This window comes from Kribbella sp. NPDC055110 (assembly GCF_053607525.1).
The window spans coordinates 77,674-97,740 of record NZ_JBSGTS010000023.1; the positions used below are offsets into that span (position 1 = coordinate 77,674).

Consider the following 20,067-nt stretch of genomic DNA (forward strand, 5'->3'; position numbering starts at 1 on the left):
CAGAACAGTGAGGGACGCACCGTGACCGAGTACCAGCAGACCTACGACAGCAAGCGCGTGATCACCGCCAACGAGGGCAGCATGCGGGTCTTCAACAAGATCGTCGCGCGGCTCACGAAGCTCGGTCTCAGCCTGATGGGCAGCCGGGTGCTCTCGGTCCAGGGCCGCAAGTCCGGCGAATGGCGCAGTACGCCGGTGAACCTGCTGGTGATCGACGGTCAGCGCTACCTGGTCGCGCCGCGCGGCCACACGCAGTGGGTGAAGAACCTCCGGGCGAGCGGCGAGGGCCGGCTGCAGCTCGGCGGCAAGGTCGAGACGTTCCATGCCGAGGAGCTCGCCGACGCCGACAAGCTCCCCGCGCTCCGGCTGTACCTGAAGAAGTGGGCCTGGGAGGTCGGCGCGTTCTTCGGCGGCGACGTTTCGAAGAACTCCCCCGACGAGGTCCTCCACCACATCGCCCCCGGCGTACCAGTCTTCAAGATCAACTAGTGGTAGGCGGCCGCCTGGATCCGGTACAGGTCCGCGTAGTGACCGTCGAGTGCCATCAGCTCCTCGTGCGTCCCGGTCTCGACGACGTGAGCGCCGTCCAGTACGACGATCAGGTCGGCCATCCGCACCGTCGAGAACCGATGTGAGACCAGGATCGTGATCCGTCCGTCAGAACTGTCCCTCGCGGCGGCGGCGTACCGCTCGAAGAGTGCGTGCTCGGTCTCGGCGTCCAAGGCGGCGGTCGGCTCGTCGAGCACCAGCAGCAGCGGCCGGTCCCGCATGAACCCGCGGGCCAGCGCGAGCTTCTGCCACTGCCCGAAGCTGATCTCCGCACCGTCCGGCCAGGTCGACCCGAGCTGGGTGTCCAAACCCGACTCGAGCCGCTCCAGTACATCCTCCGCACCAGCCCGTCCGACAGCGGTGGTGACAGCCGGTACGTCGTCCAGTCGCGGCAGGTCGCCGAGTCCGACGCTGTGCGCCGCGCGGAACTCGAACCGGAAGAAGTCCTGGAACGCACCCGCGATCTTCGAGCGCCACGCCTCGGCCGGAATCCGGTCCAACGGCCGATCGTCCAGCAGCACCCGCCCGCTACTCGGTTCGTACAGCTTGCAGATCAGCTTCACCAACGTGGACTTGCCCGCACCGTTCTCACCGACCACCGCGATCACCTTGCCGGCCGGCAGCGAGAGGTCGACGTCCTCCAGCGCGGGACGCGACGCTCCGGCGTACGAGAAGGAGACCTTCTCCAGGCGGATGCCGTCGACGAGCCGTTCGGGCGCACGTAGATCCGCGGTGCTGGCGAACGAGGCCGCGTAGTTCTCCAGCCAGACCAGCCGCCGCGACCCGTCCAGCCAGATCCCGCGCAGGAACCCGATCTCGCCGACCGTCGCTCCGATGTACGACGACAGCCGCGCACCGGCCGCCAAGATGAGTAACACGTCACCGACCGAACCGTGCAGCCCCGAGGCGACGAACAGCACCGCGCCGACGTACGCCGCGCCGAAGATCGCCCACGCGATCGCATGCCACACCGCGCTGGTCCAGCGGGCGGCGGCGATCGGTCCGTACCACTGCTCCCACTCGCGGCGCCGCCCCGCGACGAGGTCAGGTCCGATGCCGATGACCCGAACCTCCTTGCCCGGAGCGGGAGTGGTCGCGGTCGTGAACAGGTGATCGGCCAGCCGGCTGTGCGGGGCCTGTTGCTCCTCCACCTCCCGCTCGACGCCAGGTCGCCAGCTGGAACTCAGGACTGTTGGCAGTGCGAAGACCAGCAGGAGCGCGAGAGCCGGATGGATCGACATGAGCAGGGCGACCGTGACTCCGAGCCGCAGGATCCAGCCGCAGGTGGAGAACAGCGACATGTACATGTGGTCGAGCACGAAGACCTGTTTGCGCAGTACGGACAGCCGGTCCAGGTAGTCGCGGCGTTCGTGGTGGTCGATCGTGGCGACCGACGCCTGCAGGCGGGCGACATGCGCCTCCAGCATGATCGTCACGCGATCCCGGAACCGGCGTGAGATCCGCGTCGACAACGTCCGCAGGAACCAGGTCGCCGTCACCGACAGCGCCAAGCCGCCTGCCGCTAGCAGGGCGGTCCGCCGATCGCCGTCCAATACGCCGTCGGCGAGGATCTTGAGCCACAGCGCGAGCAACGCGTCGGGCACCGCGGCCAGCAGCGTCATCAGGAACGCGGCGACGAGCAGCCAGGGCTCATGCTGGTACCCGAGCTTGCACAGGCGCCACATCGCCGGCAGCGCGCGCGGTAGGTCGTCAGAGCGTGTCATAGCTGAGCCCCTCCTCGTCGACCTCGGCCGTGAAGCGCTGCGCCTGCAGATCGAACATCGTCCGGTACCGCCCGCCCAGCGCCATCAGTTCGTCGTGACTGCCGAGCTCGACGACCCGGCCGTGCTCCAGGACGCAGATCCGATCCGCGTGCCGGACCGTGGAGAACCGGTGCGAGATGAGGATCGTGGTGACGTCGCGGGTCGCGGTCAGGATCCGGTCGAAGATCGCCGCCTCACCGCGGACATCCAGCTGGGCGGTCGGTTCATCGAGCAGTACGAGGCCCGCGCCCTGCCGGACCGCGCACAGTGCCCGCGCCAGCGCGACGCGTTGCCACTGTCCCCCCGAGAGATCGGTGCCGTCGCCGTACCCCGTCGCCAACCGCGTATCGAGATCCGCCAGGTCGTCGGCGCCTGCGTCCACCAGTGCGGCGCGGATGTCCGCCTCGGGCGCACCGGCCGGTGCGACGTTGTCCCGCAACGACAGCTCGAGCTTGAGGAAGTCCTGGAAGACGGCCGCGACCCGCGTCCGCCAGGCGTCGACATCGAGCTCCCGCAGGTTGTTGCCGTCTACTCGGATCGTGCCCGACGAGGGGTCGTACAGCCGGCACAGCAACTTGGCCAGCGTCGTCTTGCCCGCGCCGTTCTGACCGACGACCGCGAGCGACGACCCGGCCGGGATCGTCAGATCCAACCCGTCGAACACCTGGCGATCAGCCTGTGGATAACTGAATCTCAGCCCTCGAAGCTCGATCGCGACAGCACCCCGGCCGGCCGAACCGTGCCCGACGCTCAACGCGCCGGCCGGTGCCATCGCAGGCTCCAATCGCTGTACGGCGGCGACCGGGGCGGCTGCTCCGTCCAACGCCCAGTTCAGCCCGCCGAACGCGATCATGCCGACCCCGATCGCGACCTGTGCGAACACCACCAGCCGGTCGAGCGGCAGCCGTCCATCGATCGCCGCGGACCCGAGCGCCCAGAACACGAGACCGTTGGCGACCACCACGATCAGCAGACTCCAGATCATCGGGCGTTCCCGCAGGCGCGTGGCGGCGTTTTGCAGCTCGAACAGGCGTCGGCGTCGGTCCGTAAAGCGCCGTACCGTCCAGTCGGCGAGGCCGAACAGGCGTAGCTCCTTCGCCGCGTCCGGCTCGACCGCCAACTCGTACGCGTAGTGCGCATGCCGCTGCGCAGACCGGACCTCGGCCGTGTTCCGGTCCTTCCACACGCCACTCTCCCGGAGCAGCCAATGCGTCGCGGACCAGGCGGCGACGAGCACCAGCGGCGCCCACCAGGTGAATCCGAACAGCACCACCGCCGACGCGATCCCGCCGACCAGCTCGACCAGACTCCCCGCGACGAAGTCGACGTTCAGGTACATCGGCGGCCCGGTCTGGCCGTGGTCGAACTCCCGCGCCACCGTCAGATCCTCACTCAGCTTCGGATCCTCGAGATGCCCGATCCCCGGCGGCCCGACACAAGCCTTCGCGAGCGCGTCATTCAGGTACGCCGACACGCGACTCCCCAGGTTGGCGCTGACGGCCTGATGTACCGGAGTCAGCACCTGCAGCAGCACAAACGTCGTACCCATCAAACCCAACGGCGCCGCCAGCGACCCTCCACGCTGCACCGCCCCGACCAGCCATCCCATCGCAATCGCAAACACCGCCGGCAACGCGCCACGCGCCACCAGAAGCACCCACCAGGCGGCAGCCAGCCCCCGATCCGCCCGGGGCAACACCCCGAAGAACCGCCACTCAGCCCGCTCACCCAGTCGCTCCACCATCCCCTCACGATGGCACCCCGCACCGACACAAGTCTTGAACGTTTGCCGGATCAGTCCTCGGTGAGTTCAGCCTCCAGTTCAGCGACGCTCGGTAGCGCGGACCGGAACTCCTCAGGGAGTGAACTGTTGATCGCGTCCGTCCACTCCGCCACCCCGATCGGCGCCTTGAACCCCTTCAGCGCGTACTCCGCGACGACCTGCTTCTTGTTCCGGCAGAGCAAGAGGCCGATGGTTGGCTTGTCGCCGTCCTTCGCGAGTACGTCGTCGACCACCGCCATGTAGAGGCCGAGCTGCCCAAGGAACGCCGCGTTGAACTTCACCGCCTTCAGCTCGACGACCACGTAGCAGCGCAGCTGGAGATGGTAGAAGAGCAGATCGCAGAAGAAGTCTTCGCCGTCCAACTCGAGTCGGACCTGCTGCCCGACGAACGCGAATCCCTGGCCGAGTTCGAGCAGGAACTTCCCGACGTGCTCGACCAGTTGCTGTTCCAGTTCACGCTCGTGCCAGCCGTCGGTCGTACCGAGGAAGTCGAACAGGTACGGATCGCGCGTCGCCTGCTGAGCAAGATCGGACCGCTCCGGTGGCATCGCGGCGGCGAAGTTCGTCACCGCCTTTCCGGCACGCTCGTGGAACCGGCCGTCGATGTGCAACGCGAGCACGTCCCGGCTCCACCCACGCTCGACCGCGGCCGCGGCGTACCAGAGCCGAAGCTCGGCATCGTCCAGCTTCTCGAGCAACGCCACGTGATGACGCCAGGGCATTTGTGCAACGGTGCGTTGCACAAATGCCGGATCAGGCCAAGCGGCGGCGAAGGCTCGCATGTACTTGAGGTTGCGGGGTGAGTATCCGGTCGCGCCGGGGAAGCGGGATTTGAGGTCGGTGGAGAGCCGGTCGATGACCTTGCTGCCCCACCCCTCCTCGTGCTGGCGGTTCAGGATCTCCTGACCGATCGACCAGTAACTCGCGAGCATCTCCCGGTTCGCGGCAGTGACAGCACGCCGGTGGCCGGTGGCGACGTGGGTAGAGATGCGGTCGAGCAGGTCGGGGTACCAGTCGGGAAGGGAGGATCGGACTGGGGCGCTCTCGAAGCGCGGCTTGTCGTTCATGTAGTCAGGTTTGTTGACGCGGCGCGCGCGACACGAAGGCCTTTCCGGGGCATCCCGGGGCAGATGGGGGCGGATTTGGGGGGTGGCTGGGAAGATGGCGGCATGATCAGTCCGGAGCAGATGACGGCGGCGCCGAAGGTCTTGTTGCACGACCATCTGGATGGCGGGTTGCGGCCTGGGACGGTGGTCGAGCTGGCGGGGGAGGTCGGGCATGTGCTGCCGCGGACCGATGCGGCCGAGCTGGGGACCTGGTTCGTGGAGTCGGCGGATTCGGGGTCGCTGGAGCGGTATCTGGAGACCTTTGATCACACGGTCGCGGTGATGCAGACGGCCGAGGCGATCAAGCGGGTGGCGAGTGAGTGTGTGCAGGATCTCGCGGCGGACGGGGTGGTGTACGCCGAGGTCCGCTACGCGCCGGAGCAGCACCTGAACAAGGGCCTCACGCTCGAGCAGGTCGTCGATGCGGTCCGGGAAGGGTTCGAGCACGGGATGGCGGTTGCCGAGCGGCCGATCGTGGCGCGGCAGTTGCTGACCGCGATGCGGCACAAGGCGCGTTCGATGGAGATCGCCGAGCTGGCGGTCGCGTACCGGGACGCGGGCGTCGTCGGGTTCGACATCGCCGGTGCCGAGGCGGGCTACCCACCCACCCGGCACCTGGACGCGTTCGAGTACCTGCAACGCGAGAACGCGCACTTCACGATCCACGCCGGCGAGGCGTTCGGGCTGCCGTCGATCTGGCAGGCGATCCAGTGGTGCGGCGCGGACCGGCTCGGTCACGGCGTACGGATCATCGACGACATCACGTACGACGACGCAGGCGAGAAGGCCGAGCTCGGGCGGCTCGCGGCGTACGTCCGGGACCGCCGGATCCCGCTGGAGATGTGCCCGAGCTCCAACCTGCAGACCGGCGCCGCCGACTCGATCGCGAACCACCCGATCGGCCTGCTCGCCAAGCTCCGCTTCCGGGTCACCGTCAACACCGACAACCGGTTGATGAGCGGTACGTCGATGAGCCGCGAGCTCGCCCTGCTCTCGGAGGCCTTCGGCTACGGCCTCCCCGACCTGCGCTGGTTCGCGATCAACGCGATGAAGTCCGCCTTCATCCCCTTCGACGAACGCCTCGCGCTGATCGACGGCGTCATCAAGCCCTGGTACTCCTCACACTGAGCGCTGGTAGGTGCGGAAGGCTCGGGTGGAGAGCCAGCCGACGATCAGGGTGAACGCCAGTAGGTAGGCGCAGTGTCGCCACACCGATGACCAGTCCGGGTCGGCGGCGAGGGCTTGGCGGGCGGCGATCGTGGCCCAGTCGACCGGGTTGTAGCGGGCCGCGACGTTCACCCAGTGGGGTGCGACCGACGGGTCGATCATGATCGACGACATGAACGTCAACGGCAGCGACACGAACTGCGAGATCCCGATCAACGCCTCCTGCTGCCGTGTGAGCAGCGCGACCGCGTTCGAGAGCGACCCGAACGCCGTACCGACGAGCATCGACGCGACGACCGTGACCAGGTAGCCGAGGATTCCGCCGTCGTACCGTGCGCCCGCGGCGATCCCGATCGCGAACACGAGGATCGTCTGGATCAACGTGGTCGTCGCGTTGCTGAGCAACTGTCCCGCCATCAGCCCGCCGCGGCTGACCGGTGACGCGAGCATCCGGTCCATCACGCCGCGTTCCATGTCCTGCACGAACGACGTACCGCTCCAGCCGCTCGTCATCAGTGCCGTCATCATCACGATCCCGGGCGTCAGGAACGCGATGTACGACGAGTCGCCGAACCCCGGGATCCGTACGACGCCCTGGAACAGCTGCCCGAACAACAGCAGCCAGATCGCCGGCTGCACCAACGTGAACGCGATCAACGCCGGCTGCCGGTACGACGCCCGCATCCACCGCCCGAAGATCAGACCCGTGTGCGCGATCATGCCGCCTCCTCCGCAACACGGAACGAACGACCGGTGTGCTGCAGGTACACGTCGTCCAGCGACGGCCGCGACACGGTGACCGCAACCACCGGAATCGCCTTGTCCTCAAGGGCTCCCAGCACAGCCGGTACGGCGGTTGCGCCGCGATCGACCCGTGCGCGCAGAGTGTTGCCTTCGACAACGATCTCGCCGATACCGGGCAATTGCCCGAGCAGCGAGCGGACCGTACCGTCGGTGTCCGGATCGACGAGCTCGACATGTACCGAGTCGCCACGCAACGAGGCCTTAAGAGCCTCAGGTGTGCCTTCGGCAACGATCCGGCCGTGGTCGACGATCGCGAGCTGCCCGGCCAGCCGGTCGGCCTCTTCCAGGTAATGCGTGGTCAGCACCACGGTCAGACCCTCTTGGCCGGACAGTCGCACTACTTCGTTCCACAGGTCGGCGCGGGCCTCGGGGTCGAGCCCGGTCGTGGGTTCGTCAAGGAACAGCACCTTCGGCCGGTGGACCAGGCCGAGCGCGACATCCAGCTTGCGCTGCATGCCCCCGGAGTACGTCTTCACCGGACGACCGCCGTGCTCGGCCAGCCCGAACCTTTCCAGCAGCTCACCAGCACGCTGCAACGACTCCTGGCGGGACAGACCGAAGATGCGTCCGCTCAGCACGAGGTTCTCGAGACCGGTAGCCATCGGGTCGGAGCTGGACTTCTGCGGTACATAGCCGATCGAGCGACGTACCTGATCCGGTGCACGATTCACGTCGTACCCGGCGACCAGGGCGCGGCCGGAGTCGGCCCGGGACAAGGTGGTGAGGATCTTGACGGTGGTGGATTTGCCCGCGCCGTTCGGCCCGAGCAGGCCGAGTACGACGCCCTCTCCGACGCTGACGGTCAGGCCGTCGAGCGCGCGCAGCGGTGGGTTCTTGCGGCCGGCCGGATACGTCTTGACCAGATCGACCGCTTCGACGGCATGCGTAGCCATCACATGACTCCCTAAGGGATTGGGAGCCGGTCCATGCTGGCTATCCTGATGGTTGTGCCCTTGGGTGCCAGGTCTTCGGACCGACTCGAGGTCTGCGGTCCTCGACCCTGGTGTTGCCGCACCTTGGGTCGAGGGCCGTTTCTTTACTGGGCTTCCGGCGGTATCGCCTGCATCCAGGCGAACTCCTGCCCGAAGTACTTCACGGGATCCTTCAGTTGCTCGGCCGGACTGATGCCCTCCTCCAGGTAGAGCTTCCACGCCTGACGCCAGAACTCGGAGCCGCTGAGCGTGTCCGTGCGGATCTCCTCCGCGAGCCGGTGAACGTACGCCGACTCCGCCTGCAGCAGCGCGAGCCGGAACTCCGACTCGACCCAGAAGATCCGCGGGAACCCCACCGACGCCATGTGGTCGTGCGCCGCGCTGATCTCCGTGATCTCCGTGTCGACTGCCTTGAGCCGCTGCTCGAGCAGCTCGACGGCGCGGTCCGGTGGCAGACCAGGCAGGTAGGCGAGACCGGCCTCCAGTGGATGGAACTCGCGCGCCGGCGTACCGACGAGCTCGCTCAGCCAGTCGCCGAACTCCGCGGACCCGGTCTCGGTGATGCGGTAGACGGTCCGCTCCGGCCGGTTGCCCTCCCGGACCGTCTCCAGCGCCTCGATGAAGCCGTGCTTCTCCAGCGCCGCGACGATCGAGTAGAGCGAGCCGTAGTTCACCTTGATGCTCTGGTCCTTGCCACGGGCCCGGAGCATCGTCGAGATCTCGTACGGGTGCATCGGCCGCTCGGTCAGACTCCCGAGCACCGCGAACGCCAGCGGATTGGCCACCTTGCGCCGCGCCATGCGCCCTCCTCGATCTCGATTACTCGAAATCGAGTATTGGGTCGTGAGTATCCGATGTCAAGTAGTCAGCCAGGCGAACGCGCGGGCCCCGAGGCCGCGGACCCGGAGGTTGGCGAGAGCGCGGTACGCCGGCTCCTCGACGTACTTCGTGAGCAGCCAGGCGAGCGCGATCACGCCGATCACCGCACCCGCGATCTGGGTGAGCCGACCTGCGCCGAGCTCCATCAGGCGGTACGCGATCAGGTACCCGACCACCTGGTTGAGCAGGTACAGCCCGAACGAGATGCGCGCGAGGAACTGGATCGGCCGCCGGAAGCGGGCGAGCACCGTCCAGTCCGGACCGCGCGCGGCGAGCGCGACGAACACCAGCAGCACCCCGATGCCCAGCGACGACGGCAGGTCCGAGGTGTGTGCGTGCTGCGCGAAGACGGTCGCCACGAGCAGAGCGGCGAGATGCCCCACGCCGATTCGTCGCTGCGCCCAGAGCCAGATCGCGATGCCGATCGCGAACAGCTGCAGGCGATGCAGTCCGAGACCGTTCCACGCCTGCTGCACCCAGAACGGGCTGTGGCCGATGCGGTCGTTCCACTGCAGCACGACCGGCGCGATGATCATGATCCAGAGCAGCGTGGTGATCCGCTGCCCGAGGCCGCGCGGCCAGAGCAGTGCTGCGGCGCCGAACGCCATCAGCTGGAGCGGGAGCGTCCAGTACGAGCCGTCAATGAGCTGGACGCTCGGGTCGAACGAGGCGGCCAGCGTCAGGTTGCTCCACAGGTCGCGCTGTGTCGGCAGGACCCAGTTGCTGGGCCCGAACCGCACCACCACCAGGTAGGTGAACACGACAGCGATCAGGTACGGCGGGAGCACGCGGCACACGCGCCGCCACAACCACCGGTACGTCGAGCCCTTCCGGACCGTCACGCAGACGAGGTACGCGCTGATCACCAGCAGGATGCTCGCGCCGACCTGGAACGGGTACGGCCCGAGCGGTGCGCCGAGCTCAGGGTGCAGGAACGGACCCATGTACGTCGTGTGCGTGAACATCACTGCCAGTACCGCCAGGACACGCACCACGTCCCAGCTCAGCCGGCGGTCCGGCTTCGTCACAACCACTCCATCTACATCGCTGTTACCCCCTCGTGACCTTAGCCAGAGCGAGGGGTAGCGATGCAAATCCGCTGGGTGATGCCTTCCTCACATCGCGGTCTGGAAGGTGCGGCGGTAATCCTGTGGTGGCACGCCCACCACCCTGCGGAAGTGGTGCCGGAGCAGCGCGGCCGTCCCGAATCCTGATTCGGTGGCGATCTGCTCGATGCCCATCCGGGTCTGCTCCAGCAGCGTGCGGGCGCGCAGGACGCGCTGGGTGGTGACCCACTTGAGTGGCGTCGTACCGGTCTCTGCGACGAAGCGGCGGGCGAAGGTGCGCTCCGACATCTGCGCGCGCCGGGCCAGTGCGGGCACGGTGTGCTCGATGGTCAGGTTGTCGACCATCCAGTCGAGGACCAGTTGCAGGCTCTCCCCGGACGACTCCGGCACCGGTACCTCGACGTACTGCCGCTGGCCGCCGTCGCGCTGCGGCGGGACCACCATCCGGCGGGCGATCCGGGTTGCGACCGCGCTGCCGAGTTCACGGCGTACCAAGTGCAGGGCCGCGTCGATCCCGGCTGCGGTGCCGGCGCTCGTGATGATGTTGCCGTCGTCGACGAACAGCACGTCCGGGTCGAGTTTCGCGGCCGGGAACTGGTCGTGGAACTTGTCGATGTAGCGCCAGTGCGTGGTGCAGGCCCGGCCCTCGAGCAGGCCGGCGGCACCGAGCACGAACGCGCCCGAGCAGACCGTCAGCAGGATCGCGCCACGCGCCTCGGCCCGCCGGAGCGAGTCCAGGATCCGCTCGTCGTACGCGTGCCGCCAGGTGGTGGCCGGGATGCCGATCAGGTCGGCGTCCTCGAGCTCCTCGAGCCCGTACGGCGCGACCACCTGGGAGTGGCTGCTCGTCTCCATCGGCACGCCCGGCGTGGTCGAGCACACCTTGAAGTCGAACGGCGGCACACCGTCGTCGGTGCGGTCGATTCCGAAGACCTCGGCCAGTACGCCGAACTCGAACAGGGCGACGTCCTCCATCAGGACGACGGCGATCTTCTGCAGCATGCCGCCAGTATGGCAGTAATTTGTCGGACTATGTCAATAGTGCCACTAGTGGCAGGATCTGATTCATAGCATTATTACTGCCATGACCGGATACATCGTTCTCGTAGTCATCGTGCTGGCCGTGATCGCGGCTCTGGAGATCAGCAACAGGCGCAACTCGACCGGCCCGGCTGCCGGACCGCGGGGCGCCTGGATCGCCGACGATCGTGACGTGGCCCGGACCAAGCTCGACCTGCTCGCCCTCGGCGCAGCGGCCAAGCCCTTCACCCACAAGCCTGCTTCGACCACCGGATCCGTGCACACCATCCGCACGGCCCGCCTGCACCACGGCCGTCACGCGGCCTGAAGCCGCCAACTGGGGGCGGTCGCGTTGGTGACTGCCCGCAGCACGCCCTCGACCGGGCCGTAGCGGAAGCTGCTGAGCCAGACATGGCTCAGCAGCACCTGCAAGACGAAGATGCCGACCGCCAGGCCCACCGTCTCCAGTGGAGACACCTGGCCCACCAGTCCGAAGCCGACACCGGTGAAGATCAGCATGGTGGCCACTGACTGCCCCAGGTAGTTCGACAAGGCCATCTGGCCGGCGGGCGCCAGTAGGTGGCGGATGTCCTGCCCGCGGTCGGAGTGCATGAACCTGAGCAGCGTTGCGACGTACGCGGCCGTCAAGAACGGTGCGGTGAGCACGCTGATCAGTACGGCGCCGGTGTCGCCGTTGCCACCGACGGAGGCGTAGTACGCGCCACCAGAGATGCCGACGGTGAAGCCGACCAGCTGGATGAGTCGCAGAACCGCCTCGTCCCCTGTGAGGTTCTTGAGCAGCCGGCGGCGCCCAACCACCATGCCGACCAGGAACGCGGCCAGGGTGGTAGGGCCCTGCACCGTCAGCAGCGACAGGCCGTACGTCGGGAGCGCGCGGAGGTGCTCGCCGATGACGTCGCTGAACGACCCCGCCAGGTTCGCAGTCGTCTGCTGTGCGGCTGCTACTGCCGTGGTGGGGTCGAGGAACTGGGTGCTGTCCACGAAGAGCGCAGCGACCGCCAGGGTTAGGAAGAGGTACGCGTAGATGCCTCCGGCGACCAGGAGCGCCGTACGGTCCTTCACTCGACGCATGGCGAGCAGGACGAGTCCGATGATCGCGTAGACGCTCAGGATGTCGCCGGTGATCAGGAAGACGCCGTGCAATGCGCCGAGTACGAACAGGCCGCCGAGGCGCCGCAGCATGCGCGGTCTGAACGCTGTACCGGCCCGCTGCGCCGCCTCCAGTTGCAACTGGAAGCTGTACCCGAACAGGAACGAGAACAGCAGGTAGAACTTCATGTCCACGAACGTCGACGACACCCAGTGCACCGAGTGGTCGAGCCAGGAGCCGTACGCCGGATCCTGCGCCAGGTGGATCGGGAAGCCGGAGGCGGCGAAGGTGATGTTCACGACCAAGATGCCCAGGAGGGCGAAACCCCGCAGCGCGTCGATGTCCTGAATACGCGTTCGATCGAGTACCTGGCTCATACACCCCAGCACATCAGGGCAACCCTGAGTGCACAGTCACGCTGAATCCTCCTCGAGGGTGGACCTACCTCTACCCTCGATCGAGTGAGCGACTACCGCGAAGTGAACCGGGCCAATTGGGACGAGCGGGTGCCGGCGCACGTGGCGTCGCCCAGCTACCACGTGGACGACTTCCTGTCCGACCCGTCGTACCTCAGTGAAGTGGTGCGGTTCGACCGGCCGCGGCTCGGTGACGTCAATGGGCTGCGCGGCGTACACCTGCAGTGCCACATCGGCACCGACACGGTGTCCCTCGCTCGGCTCGGGGCGCGGATGAGTGGGCTGGACTTCTCGGAGCCGGCCATCGAGCAGGGCCGGTCGCTGGCGGCGCGGCTCGGGTTGTCGGTGGACTTCCACGTCGCCGATGCGTACGACGCGGTGCGGGTGCTGGGCGCGTCGGCGTACGACTTCGTCTACACCGGGATCGGGGCGCTGTGCTGGCTGCCGGACATCAACAGGTGGGCGCAGGTCGCTGCCGGGTTGCTGAAGCCGGGCGGGCGGCTGTTCGTCCGCGAGGGCCATCCGATGCTGTGGGCGCTGGACGCCGGACCGGAGGTCCCCGAGGTGCGGTTCCCGTACTTCGAGACCGCGGAGCCGATCGTGTGGGAAGAGGGCGGGACCTACGTGCAGACCGAGGTCGAGTTCGCCACCACTGTCACGCACGAGTGGAACCACGGCCTCGGCGAGACCATCACTGCTGTCCAGAAGGCCGGTCTGGTATTTGACTCATTGACCGACCACGACAGCGCACCGTGGAACGCCCTCCCCGGTCTGATGACCGAGGACGCCGAGGGCGAGTGGCGGCTGACGGCGAGTCCGCGCCACCTGGCCGCCACCTACACCCTGCAGGCGCACAAGCCCACTCAGTGAGCCCGGCGCTGCTGCACCTTCTGAACCGCCTGCTTGATCTTCTGCTGGTTCTCCGGCTTGCTCAACTCGCGCTGCGCGACCTGCACCAGCTTCGCCACCACAGCACCCTTGAGCATCGTCTTCACAAACCCCATCAGGGCCTCCCGATTCCGTTGCCCCCGAAACTACCGCCCCCCACAACCATCCTCCATGGGTAATCCACCGGAACTGTCCCTGGCGTCAGGCACACTAGGAGGGTGCCTGAGTTGCCGGAGGTTGAGTCGCTGGCCGTGTTTTTGCGGGAGCGGGCGGTGGGGCATGCCTTCGTGCGGGCCGACATCACGGCGATCAGTGCGCTGAAGACCTACGACCCGCCGATCTCGGCGATGGTGGGGTTGCTGATCGACGACGTGCAGCGGCACGGGAAGTTCCTGGACATCTCCGCCCAGGGCGTGCATCTGGTGATCCACCTGGCGCGGGCGGGCTGGCTGCGGTGGAAGGACGAGCAGAACACCGGCCTGGTGCGCCCGGGCAAGGGGCCGATCGCGCTCCGGACCGTCCTCGACGACGGCTCCGGGTTCGACCTGACCGAGGCCGGGACCCAGAAGAAACTCGCGGTGTACGTCGTGCGCGACGTCGCCGACGTCCCCGGGATCGCGCGGCTCGGGCCCGACCCGTTCACGCTGTCGCTGGAGGACTTCGGCGAGATCCTGAAACGCCAGGGCCGGGTGCAGCTCAAGGGCGTCCTGCGGAGCCAGTCCGTGATCGCCGGCATCGGCAACGCGTACTCCGACGAGATCCTGCACGTCGCGAAGATGAGCCCGTTCAAACCCGCGTCGAACCTGTCCGACGACGAGCTCAAGACGCTGTACGACGCGATGCGCGAAACCCTCAAGGACGCGGTCGACCGCTCCGCCGGCCTCGCCGTACAGGACCTGAAGTCGGAGAAGAAGTCCGGGCTGCGCGTGCACGGCCGTACGGGCCAGAAGTGCCCGGTGTGCGGCGACATCGTCCGCGAGGTGAGCTTCGCGGACTCCTCCCTGCAGTACTGCGCGACCTGTCAGACCGGCGGCAAACCGCTGGCCGATCGAAGGTTGTCGAAGCTGCTCAAGTAGGTTCCCGCCCATGCGCAAGATCTACGTGGCAGCACACGTCTACATGATTCTCGGGCTGATCAGCGGGTTGTTCTACCGCGAGTTCACCAAGCTGAACGACTTCACCGGCGACTCGCAGCTCAGCGTCGTCCACACGCACATCCTTGCGTTGGGCATGCTGTTCTTCCTGATCGTGCTCGCCCTCGAGAAGCTCTTCACCCTGACCGCGGGCAACCTGTTCACCGCGTTCTTCTGGGTCTACAACGCGGGCCTCGCGCTCACCATCGGGATGATGGTTCTCCGCGGCATGATGACGGTGCTCGGCCACGAGCCCGGCGCCGCCCTCGACGGCATCTCCGGCCTCGGCCACATCACCATCACCCTCGGCCTGATCTTCTTCTTCATCAACCTCGGCAAGTGCCTGCCCGCCAAGGAGGAGGCGTCCAGCTCAGAGGTGCACGACGTACGGCGATGACGCCGACCGGCGGCCCGCTTCCAGCTGCACCCGCAGCTCGTGCGCACCTGCCGGACCCGCGATCCGTGTCACCCAGCCGACCGATCGGCCCGGGTCGAGGCCGTCGAACGCCCAGGCCTGCTCGCTCGCGGACCAGCCCGACGGCAGGGGCAGTTCGACCTCGCCGCGCGCCGGGATCCGGCCGAAGTTCGTCACGACCACGGTGATCTCGTCGCGGCCGGGATGAATCGAGGCCAGCACGGTGCCGACCGGTGCGACGAGCACCCGCCGTACGCCGGTCGGCACCGTCAGCGGAACGACGCGTCGTTCCGGCATCGGGAACGGACCGATGGTGGTCCGGGTCAGCTCGTGGCCGGTCACGCCGTACCTGCGACCCTCCAAACGGATCTGGTGCTGGCTGTCGGGCTCGACGAGGCCGATGAACCGTACGGAGACATCGGTGGCGCGGCGGGCGACGAGGTGTGCCGGCGTACCGGTCGGAGTTAGATCCCAGACGCCGTCCGCGTTCGCGGTCACGGTGTCCGGCGGGACGATCCGCAGCTTTCCCTGCAGCGCGACCCGGACCACCGGCGGCTCACCGACCTCCGGCAGGCGGACGACCAGGTCGTCACCGTCGCGGCGCCAGGTGAGCGCCTTGCCGGTGTGGTCCTCGACGACGTGCCGTGGCGTGGTGGCGAGGCCCGGCAGACGTACCTCGTGGTCCGGCGGGCGGCACGCGATCCGGAGCAGCAGGAGCTCACGAGTCCGCAGGATCGCCTCACCCCAGGGTTGCGGCTCGAACTCCCCCGGGATCCCCTGAATCAGTGCCACCGCAGCCTCCTTCGAGCCACGGTCCGAAATCCGGCGCCCGGTGTCAACGTGTTATCCGGACTCCGGGCAACCGTGTACCCCGGGGTCTGACATGCTTGGGGCATGTTCCGGAACCAGGAGATTCCCTCGGTCGTGGTGGCTGAGCTCGACGACGACCTGCTGGCGGAGGCGTTCGTGCTCGACGTGCGGGAGCCGGACGAGTGGGACCGTGGGCATATCGAGGGCGCCACGCACATCCCGCTCGGCGAGTTGCAGGAGCGGGTCGGCGAGGTGCCGCTGGACCAGAAGGTGCTCTGCGTGTGCGCGGTCGGCGGACGTTCCGGCATGGCCACCCAGTTCCTGAACCAGCTCGGCCGCGAGGCGATCAACCTCGACGGCGGCATGCACGCCTGGCAGACCTCCGGCCGCCCGGTCAGCACCAACTGACCACGAGCTGAAGCCGCGCCGGCCCGACCGACGGGGTCATCGGCGACGACCCCAGGAGCGTCTGCGATCGCTGCCGGGCATCGTTGCCTCGACTAGCCAACCGCCGGCAACCGGCCCGGCGACCAGCTGACCGCCCAGCTCCTGTACGCGTTCCCGCAGCCCTGCCAGCCCGCGCCCCGTGCCGGACAGCAGAGGTTGCCGCTGGACTGCATCGCCGTTCTCCACTCGAACGGTGAGATCCCGTCCGGCGCCGGTCACCACAACGCGAACCGCAGCGCCGGGTGCGTACCGGAGCGCGTTCGTCAGGCTCTCCTGCACGACTCGGAACGCCGCGTGCGCCACCGGCGCCGACACCCCGTCGCGCGAGCCCTCGAACCGGCACGACACGTCCAGCCCGCTCCGCGCCGCCCGGGTCACCACTTCCTCGATCAGCGACAGGTCCGGACCGCCGACCTCCATCCCGCCGAGGAGCTCGACCAGTCGCCGCAGGTCCTCGTGCCCCTGCCGCGCCGACTCCGCGAGCCCGGCGAACACCTGCGACGTCCCGACCGGATCCCGGTCGACCAGCCGCTGCCCGGCCGCCGCCTGAATCACCATCACGCTGATCGCATGCCCGACGATGTCGTGCAGCTCCGACGCGATCCGCGCCCGCTCATGCCGTACGGCGAGCTCCGCGAACAGCTCGCGCTCTTCCTCGAGTTCACGCCCGCGCCGCGCGAGCGCCTCGGCCGACTCCCAGTGCAACCGCAGTACCGTGCCGGCCAGGAAACTCGGCACGCTGAACATGACCAACGGAACCTCGATGCTGCCGCCGAGGACCACCCAAAGGGTCGCCAGGTACGCCGCGAGCACGCCCGCGACCACCCACGCGGCCCGTCCGGACCAGCCGAGCGCTGCGACCAGCGTGAGCAAGGCGAGGATCGCGAACGCGGTGTCCGGGAACCAGCCGTAGGTGTTGAGCACGACCGGCACGAGCATGAGTGCACCGCCCAGGACAGCGACCAGCCGAGGACGGCTCCGCCACCACAGCAGCGTGAGCCCGCTCGCGATCAGTCCCGCGGTGAAGAGGTTCCCACCGATGGACGTGGGCCAGCCGTGGATCGCTGTCGGCAGGGCGATGACCGCGAGGATCAGCACCACGATCCCCACTCGTTCGAGCCCGCGTCCGGCGTTCATGTCACTCAGCCGACCACCGGCAGCTGCGCGACGGCGCCCGCCCGCCCCTTGGTGACCTTCACCTCGACCGAGCCGCCCAGCAACTTCGCCCGTTCCTTGGCACGGGCCACGGCTGCCTTCAGAGCGGCCGCCTCACCCACTTGCCCGTTCACCCGGATCTCGAGCGCGTCGGCCTCGAACCGTACCGTCACCACGATCGGCGCGTCAGCCTGATCAGCCAGCGCGGTCACCAGGTGCTCGACGATCCGGTACGCCGAAAGCTCCACCGTCGCAGGCAGTGCCCGCGGGTCACCCGTCACGACCAGCTGCGAATGCGCCGTACGGAGTCGTGCGAGCAACGTGTCGAGGTGGGCCACCGTCGGCGTCGGCGCGAACGCGACGTCGTCCGCGCGCAGCAGCCCGACGATCTGCCGCATGTCGTCCAACGTCCGGCGGCTGCCCGACTCGATCGACTCCAGCACCGCCTTCGCCTCCGCGGCCGGCAGACCGTCCGCGGACTCGGCCGCGGTGGTCAGGTCGGCGAGCCGCTCCTGCAGCAACCCGTCGAGCTGCCGCGAGAGCCGGGCCCGGTCGTCCGCGACCTCGAGCGCCGCCCGTTCGTCCCGCAAGTGCCGCAGCTCCGCTTCGCGCTCCGCAAGCTCCCGGTTCAGCGCCGTACGCCGACGAGCCGCCAGCCCGACTCCGAACACGATGCACACGATCGGCAACGCCAGGACGACCGCACCCGGGCCGGTCGTCGCGTCGATCACCAGCACGAGCACGGTCAGTACGACGCTGAGCCCGCCCACGATCCACGCAGTCGTCCGCTTGGCGGCCTGCGCCCCGAGGAACGCGAGCACGAACGCGAGCGGGAGACCCGCACCGCAGCGGGTCACCCACCCGAACAGCAGGTCGTGCAAGCCCATCACCACCACAGAGACCGTGGCGACGGCGAGAATGCCTCGCCGCCACCACAGCACCGGAATGGTCGCCGCTGCGAAGACCGGGATCATCCAGAGCGAGTGCGAGCTCTGTGCGTGCACCATCGATCCCTCCGCGATGGCGTTGCGCACCTGGGCGCCGGACATCTGGACGTTCTCCAGCATCAGCAGGACGCCGAGCAGGGTGAGGCCGCCCGCGATCCCCCCGTCGCGGAGCTTGATCCCTGTGAAGATCATGGCCCGCTCCCTACTCCAGCGATCCCGCTCAGGCGGCCGTGTGCTCGTGCACCGGTGCGATCCCCCCGGACCGCTTGGTGACTCGATTCTGCACGAGTACGCCGATCCCGTAGAAGAGCGCGACGCCCGGGAGCGCGATCGCCAGCGCACCCGCGACCGTGTCGATCGACGAGTCGCGGAACAGCATCACGAGCTGGGTGACCACGATGCCCACCAGACCGATCGCCTGGTTGCGCCAGGAGCCGGCGAACCGCGCGACGGCGTACGCCAGCGCGAAGCCCAGCGGAATGACGACGCCGCACCGAGTCAGCCAGCCGAACGCGATCACGTGGGCCAGCGTGGTGAGCGCCGTGATGCCAACGACCGCGAGGACGTTGCGGCGCCGCCACAGGATCGGCAGCGTGACCAGCAGGAACGCCGGCACGATCGCCCAGGTCGTCGTCGACAGCGGGTGCGGCAGGCTCGAGTCCAGAGATGCGGTGTTCTCGTACATGAGCGCCACACCCCCGGCCGTCATCAGGCCGGCCAGTACGTAGTCGAGGGGCCGGATCCCCTTGAAGATCTCGTTCATCGGTTTGTCCTCTCACTCCGGGTCCGTCTGACCCCATGTCGTGAAGGTAGGTTCGGCCGCTGTCGCCCGCGTCTGGCGCAAGGACGATTGTCCGGAGGTGCCGTCGTCCGTGCGGATGACCCGCGTCCGCCGCACGGATGACCGAAGTGCGGGCACAATCAGCCTGTGGCTGACAAGATCCGCGTGCTGGTGGCCGACGACCAGACCCTCGTCCGCACCGGGTTCCGCGTGATCCTGGAGGCCGAGGGCGATATCGAGGTGGTCGCCGAGGCCGACACCGGTACGGCGGCCATCCGGCAGGCCCAGCTGGCCGCGCCGGACGTGATCCTGATGGACATCCGGATGCCCGAGCTGGACGGCCTGTCCGCGACCGAGCAGATCCGCCGGCAGCCGGATCCGCCGACGATCATCGTGCTCACCACGTTCGACCAGAACGAGTACGTCTACCGCGCGCTGCGGGCGGGCGCGGCCGGATTCCTGCTCAAGGACTCGCCGTCGACCCGGCTGATCGCCGCCGTCCGCGCGGCCGCGACCGGTGACTCGCTGATCGAACCGGCGATCACCCGGCGGCTGGTCGAGCGCTTCGTCGAGCCGGTCGCAGCCCACGGCGTGCCGACGGAACTGCAGGCGCTGACCGAGCGCGAACTCGACGTACTGCGGTTGATCGCCCGCGGACTGTCCAACGCGGAGATCGCGGCCGAGCTCGTGGTGGCCGAGACGACGGTGAAGACGCACGTCGCCCGGTTGCTCACCAAGCTCGGGGTCCGGGACCGGGTGCAGGCCGTCGTGGTGGCGTACGAGACCGGATTCGCCAACCGCCGCTGAACAGTAGGTGAAAGACCTTCCGATTCGGACCGTGAGACGTTAGTTTGTCACAGCTGTCCGTCCGTTGGGGAGGCTCCTGTGTCGATC

Annotated in this window: 22 protein-coding genes; 8 read left to right on the forward strand and 14 right to left on the reverse strand. The window is 68.1% G+C overall.

The window, feature by feature from the left end:
• The first annotated feature begins 21 nt into the window (after positions 1–21).
• Positions 22–489: a nitroreductase family deazaflavin-dependent oxidoreductase gene (locus ACWF0M_RS29135; RefSeq protein WP_452238914.1), complete on the forward strand. Its 468-nt coding sequence runs from the start codon at positions 22–24 to the stop codon at positions 487–489.
• Here ACWF0M_RS29135 and ACWF0M_RS29140 read toward each other — a convergent pair.
• From ACWF0M_RS29140 to ACWF0M_RS29150, 3 genes are read right to left on the reverse strand one after another with little or no spacing between them, the layout of a single operon-like run.
• Positions 486–2,273, reverse strand: a complete 1,788-nt coding sequence (locus ACWF0M_RS29140; RefSeq protein ID WP_452238915.1) for an ABC transporter ATP-binding protein — start codon at positions 2,271–2,273, stop codon at positions 486–488. The genes ACWF0M_RS29135 and ACWF0M_RS29140 overlap by 4 nt on opposite strands.
• Complete coding sequence (locus ACWF0M_RS29145; RefSeq protein ID WP_452238916.1) at positions 2,260–4,056, reverse strand: ABC transporter ATP-binding protein; 1,797 nt, start codon at positions 4,054–4,056, stop codon at positions 2,260–2,262. Before ACWF0M_RS29145 ends, ACWF0M_RS29140 begins: the two co-directional genes overlap by 14 nt.
• A 50-nt stretch (positions 4,057–4,106) precedes the next feature.
• Positions 4,107–5,162, reverse strand: a complete 1,056-nt coding sequence (locus tag ACWF0M_RS29150) for a PDDEXK nuclease domain-containing protein (RefSeq protein ID WP_452238917.1) — start codon at positions 5,160–5,162, stop codon at positions 4,107–4,109.
• Between the two features lie 102 nt (positions 5,163–5,264).
• On the opposite strand from ACWF0M_RS29150, the gene ACWF0M_RS29155 reads away from it, so the two are divergent.
• A complete protein-coding gene (locus tag ACWF0M_RS29155) occupies positions 5,265–6,329 on the forward strand; it encodes an adenosine deaminase (RefSeq protein ID WP_452238918.1) in 1,065 nt (354 codons plus the stop codon).
• On the opposite strand, the gene ACWF0M_RS29160 is transcribed toward ACWF0M_RS29155, so the two are convergent.
• The 5 genes from ACWF0M_RS29160 to ACWF0M_RS29180 form a co-directional block, all read right to left on the reverse strand.
• On the reverse strand, positions 6,321–7,088 hold the full coding sequence (locus ACWF0M_RS29160; protein WP_452238919.1) for an ABC transporter permease: 768 nt from the start codon (positions 7,086–7,088) through the stop codon (positions 6,321–6,323). The two genes, ACWF0M_RS29155 and ACWF0M_RS29160, sit on opposite strands and share 9 nt — an antisense overlap.
• Positions 7,085–8,065, reverse strand: a complete 981-nt coding sequence (locus ACWF0M_RS29165) for an ATP-binding cassette domain-containing protein (protein WP_452238920.1) — start codon at positions 8,063–8,065, stop codon at positions 7,085–7,087. Before ACWF0M_RS29165 ends, ACWF0M_RS29160 begins: the two co-directional genes overlap by 4 nt.
• 143 nt (positions 8,066–8,208) lie before the next feature.
• Positions 8,209–8,904, reverse strand: coding sequence for a PadR family transcriptional regulator (locus ACWF0M_RS29170; RefSeq protein WP_452238921.1), 696 nt, complete (start codon positions 8,902–8,904; stop codon positions 8,209–8,211).
• A 57-nt stretch (positions 8,905–8,961) separates the two neighbouring features.
• Positions 8,962–10,011, reverse strand: coding sequence for an acyltransferase family protein (locus ACWF0M_RS29175; RefSeq protein WP_452238922.1), 1,050 nt, complete (start codon positions 10,009–10,011; stop codon positions 8,962–8,964).
• Between the two features lie 87 nt (positions 10,012–10,098).
• Positions 10,099–11,052 carry a GlxA family transcriptional regulator gene (locus tag ACWF0M_RS29180; RefSeq protein WP_452238923.1) on the reverse strand — a complete coding sequence of 318 codons (954 nt, stop codon included), beginning with the start codon at positions 11,050–11,052 and terminating at the stop codon, positions 10,099–10,101.
• Positions 11,053–11,134: 82 nt separating this feature from the next.
• On the opposite strand from ACWF0M_RS29180, the gene ACWF0M_RS29185 reads away from it, so the two are divergent.
• On the forward strand, positions 11,135–11,398 hold the full coding sequence (locus tag ACWF0M_RS29185) for a hypothetical protein (RefSeq protein WP_452238924.1): 264 nt from the start codon (positions 11,135–11,137) through the stop codon (positions 11,396–11,398).
• Here ACWF0M_RS29185 and ACWF0M_RS29190 read toward each other — a convergent pair.
• On the reverse strand, positions 11,386–12,558 hold the full coding sequence (locus ACWF0M_RS29190) for a DUF418 domain-containing protein (RefSeq protein WP_452238925.1): 1,173 nt from the start codon (positions 12,556–12,558) through the stop codon (positions 11,386–11,388). The genes ACWF0M_RS29185 and ACWF0M_RS29190 overlap by 13 nt on opposite strands.
• A gap of 84 nt (positions 12,559–12,642) precedes the next feature.
• Here ACWF0M_RS29190 and ACWF0M_RS29195 point away from each other — a divergent pair, with 84 nt between their 5' ends.
• Positions 12,643–13,467 (forward strand): class I SAM-dependent methyltransferase, encoded by an 825-nt coding sequence (locus tag ACWF0M_RS29195; protein ID WP_452238926.1) that lies wholly within the window; start codon positions 12,643–12,645, stop codon positions 13,465–13,467.
• Here ACWF0M_RS29195 and ACWF0M_RS29200 read toward each other — a convergent pair.
• Positions 13,461–13,601, reverse strand: a complete 141-nt coding sequence (locus ACWF0M_RS29200; RefSeq protein WP_165546414.1) for a hypothetical protein — start codon at positions 13,599–13,601, stop codon at positions 13,461–13,463. The genes ACWF0M_RS29195 and ACWF0M_RS29200 overlap by 7 nt on opposite strands.
• Before the next feature lie 102 nt (positions 13,602–13,703).
• Here ACWF0M_RS29200 and ACWF0M_RS29205 point away from each other — a divergent pair, with 102 nt between their 5' ends.
• Both ACWF0M_RS29205 and ACWF0M_RS29210 read left to right on the forward strand, forming a co-directional pair.
• Positions 13,704–14,561 (forward strand): DNA-formamidopyrimidine glycosylase family protein, encoded by an 858-nt coding sequence (locus ACWF0M_RS29205; RefSeq protein ID WP_452238927.1) that lies wholly within the window; start codon positions 13,704–13,706, stop codon positions 14,559–14,561.
• A gap of 10 nt (positions 14,562–14,571) precedes the next feature.
• Positions 14,572–15,015, forward strand: coding sequence for a DUF2871 domain-containing protein (locus ACWF0M_RS29210; RefSeq protein WP_452238928.1), 444 nt, complete (start codon positions 14,572–14,574; stop codon positions 15,013–15,015).
• On the opposite strand, the gene ACWF0M_RS29215 is transcribed toward ACWF0M_RS29210, so the two are convergent.
• On the reverse strand, positions 14,989–15,825 hold the full coding sequence (locus tag ACWF0M_RS29215; RefSeq protein WP_452238929.1) for a hypothetical protein: 837 nt from the start codon (positions 15,823–15,825) through the stop codon (positions 14,989–14,991). The two genes, ACWF0M_RS29210 and ACWF0M_RS29215, sit on opposite strands and share 27 nt — an antisense overlap.
• Positions 15,826–15,927: 102 nt before the next feature.
• Between ACWF0M_RS29215 and ACWF0M_RS29220 the strand changes: the two genes are divergently transcribed.
• Complete coding sequence (locus tag ACWF0M_RS29220) at positions 15,928–16,251, forward strand: rhodanese-like domain-containing protein (protein ID WP_133783548.1); 324 nt, start codon at positions 15,928–15,930, stop codon at positions 16,249–16,251.
• Between the two features lie 36 nt (positions 16,252–16,287).
• Here the strand turns inward: ACWF0M_RS29220 and ACWF0M_RS29225 are convergent, their stop codons facing one another.
• From ACWF0M_RS29225 to ACWF0M_RS29235, 3 genes are read right to left on the reverse strand one after another with little or no spacing between them, the layout of a single operon-like run.
• Entirely contained in the window at positions 16,288–17,427 is a 1,140-nt protein-coding gene (locus ACWF0M_RS29225; protein ID WP_452238930.1) for a sensor histidine kinase, read from the reverse strand.
• 5 nt (positions 17,428–17,432) lie between these two features.
• Complete coding sequence (locus tag ACWF0M_RS29230) at positions 17,433–18,584, reverse strand: sensor histidine kinase (protein ID WP_452238931.1); 1,152 nt, start codon at positions 18,582–18,584, stop codon at positions 17,433–17,435.
• Between the two features lie 28 nt (positions 18,585–18,612).
• Positions 18,613–19,155, reverse strand: coding sequence for a hypothetical protein (locus ACWF0M_RS29235; protein ID WP_452238932.1), 543 nt, complete (start codon positions 19,153–19,155; stop codon positions 18,613–18,615).
• Between the two features lie 165 nt (positions 19,156–19,320).
• Between ACWF0M_RS29235 and ACWF0M_RS29240 the strand changes: the two genes are divergently transcribed.
• Positions 19,321–19,980 carry a response regulator gene (locus tag ACWF0M_RS29240; RefSeq protein WP_452238933.1) on the forward strand — a complete coding sequence of 220 codons (660 nt, stop codon included), beginning with the start codon at positions 19,321–19,323 and terminating at the stop codon, positions 19,978–19,980.
• Positions 19,981–20,067 lie beyond the last annotated feature (87 nt).

What these genes read in the sequence shown, in the direction of transcription:
- ACWF0M_RS29140 (WP_452238915.1), bottom strand. Translation starts at nt 2,273, where the DNA reads ATGACACGCTCTGACGACCTACCGCGCGCGCTGCCGGCGATGTGGCGC.
- ACWF0M_RS29145 (WP_452238916.1), bottom strand. Translation starts at nt 4,056, where the DNA reads ATGGTGGAGCGACTGGGTGAGCGGGCTGAGTGGCGGTTCTTCGGGGTG.
- ACWF0M_RS29150 (WP_452238917.1), bottom strand. Translation starts at nt 5,162, where the DNA reads ATGAACGACAAGCCGCGCTTCGAGAGCGCCCCAGTCCGATCCTCCCTT.
- ACWF0M_RS29155 (WP_452238918.1), top strand. Translation starts at nt 5,265, where the DNA reads ATGATCAGTCCGGAGCAGATGACGGCGGCGCCGAAGGTCTTGTTGCAC.
- ACWF0M_RS29160 (WP_452238919.1), bottom strand. Translation starts at nt 7,088, where the DNA reads ATGATCGCGCACACGGGTCTGATCTTCGGGCGGTGGATGCGGGCGTCG.
- ACWF0M_RS29165 (WP_452238920.1), bottom strand. Translation starts at nt 8,065, where the DNA reads ATGGCTACGCATGCCGTCGAAGCGGTCGATCTGGTCAAGACGTATCCG.
- ACWF0M_RS29170 (WP_452238921.1), bottom strand. Translation starts at nt 8,904, where the DNA reads ATGGCGCGGCGCAAGGTGGCCAATCCGCTGGCGTTCGCGGTGCTCGGG.
- ACWF0M_RS29180 (WP_452238923.1), bottom strand. Translation starts at nt 11,052, where the DNA reads ATGCTGCAGAAGATCGCCGTCGTCCTGATGGAGGACGTCGCCCTGTTC.
- ACWF0M_RS29185 (WP_452238924.1), top strand. Translation starts at nt 11,135, where the DNA reads ATGACCGGATACATCGTTCTCGTAGTCATCGTGCTGGCCGTGATCGCG.
- ACWF0M_RS29190 (WP_452238925.1), bottom strand. Translation starts at nt 12,558, where the DNA reads ATGAGCCAGGTACTCGATCGAACGCGTATTCAGGACATCGACGCGCTG.
- ACWF0M_RS29200 (WP_165546414.1), bottom strand. Translation starts at nt 13,601, where the DNA reads ATGGGGTTTGTGAAGACGATGCTCAAGGGTGCTGTGGTGGCGAAGCTG.
- ACWF0M_RS29210 (WP_452238928.1), top strand. Translation starts at nt 14,572, where the DNA reads ATGCGCAAGATCTACGTGGCAGCACACGTCTACATGATTCTCGGGCTG.
- ACWF0M_RS29220 (WP_133783548.1), top strand. Translation starts at nt 15,928, where the DNA reads ATGTTCCGGAACCAGGAGATTCCCTCGGTCGTGGTGGCTGAGCTCGAC.
- ACWF0M_RS29225 (WP_452238930.1), bottom strand. Translation starts at nt 17,427, where the DNA reads ATGAACGCCGGACGCGGGCTCGAACGAGTGGGGATCGTGGTGCTGATC.
- ACWF0M_RS29230 (WP_452238931.1), bottom strand. Translation starts at nt 18,584, where the DNA reads ATGATCTTCACAGGGATCAAGCTCCGCGACGGGGGGATCGCGGGCGGC.
- ACWF0M_RS29235 (WP_452238932.1), bottom strand. Translation starts at nt 19,155, where the DNA reads ATGAACGAGATCTTCAAGGGGATCCGGCCCCTCGACTACGTACTGGCC.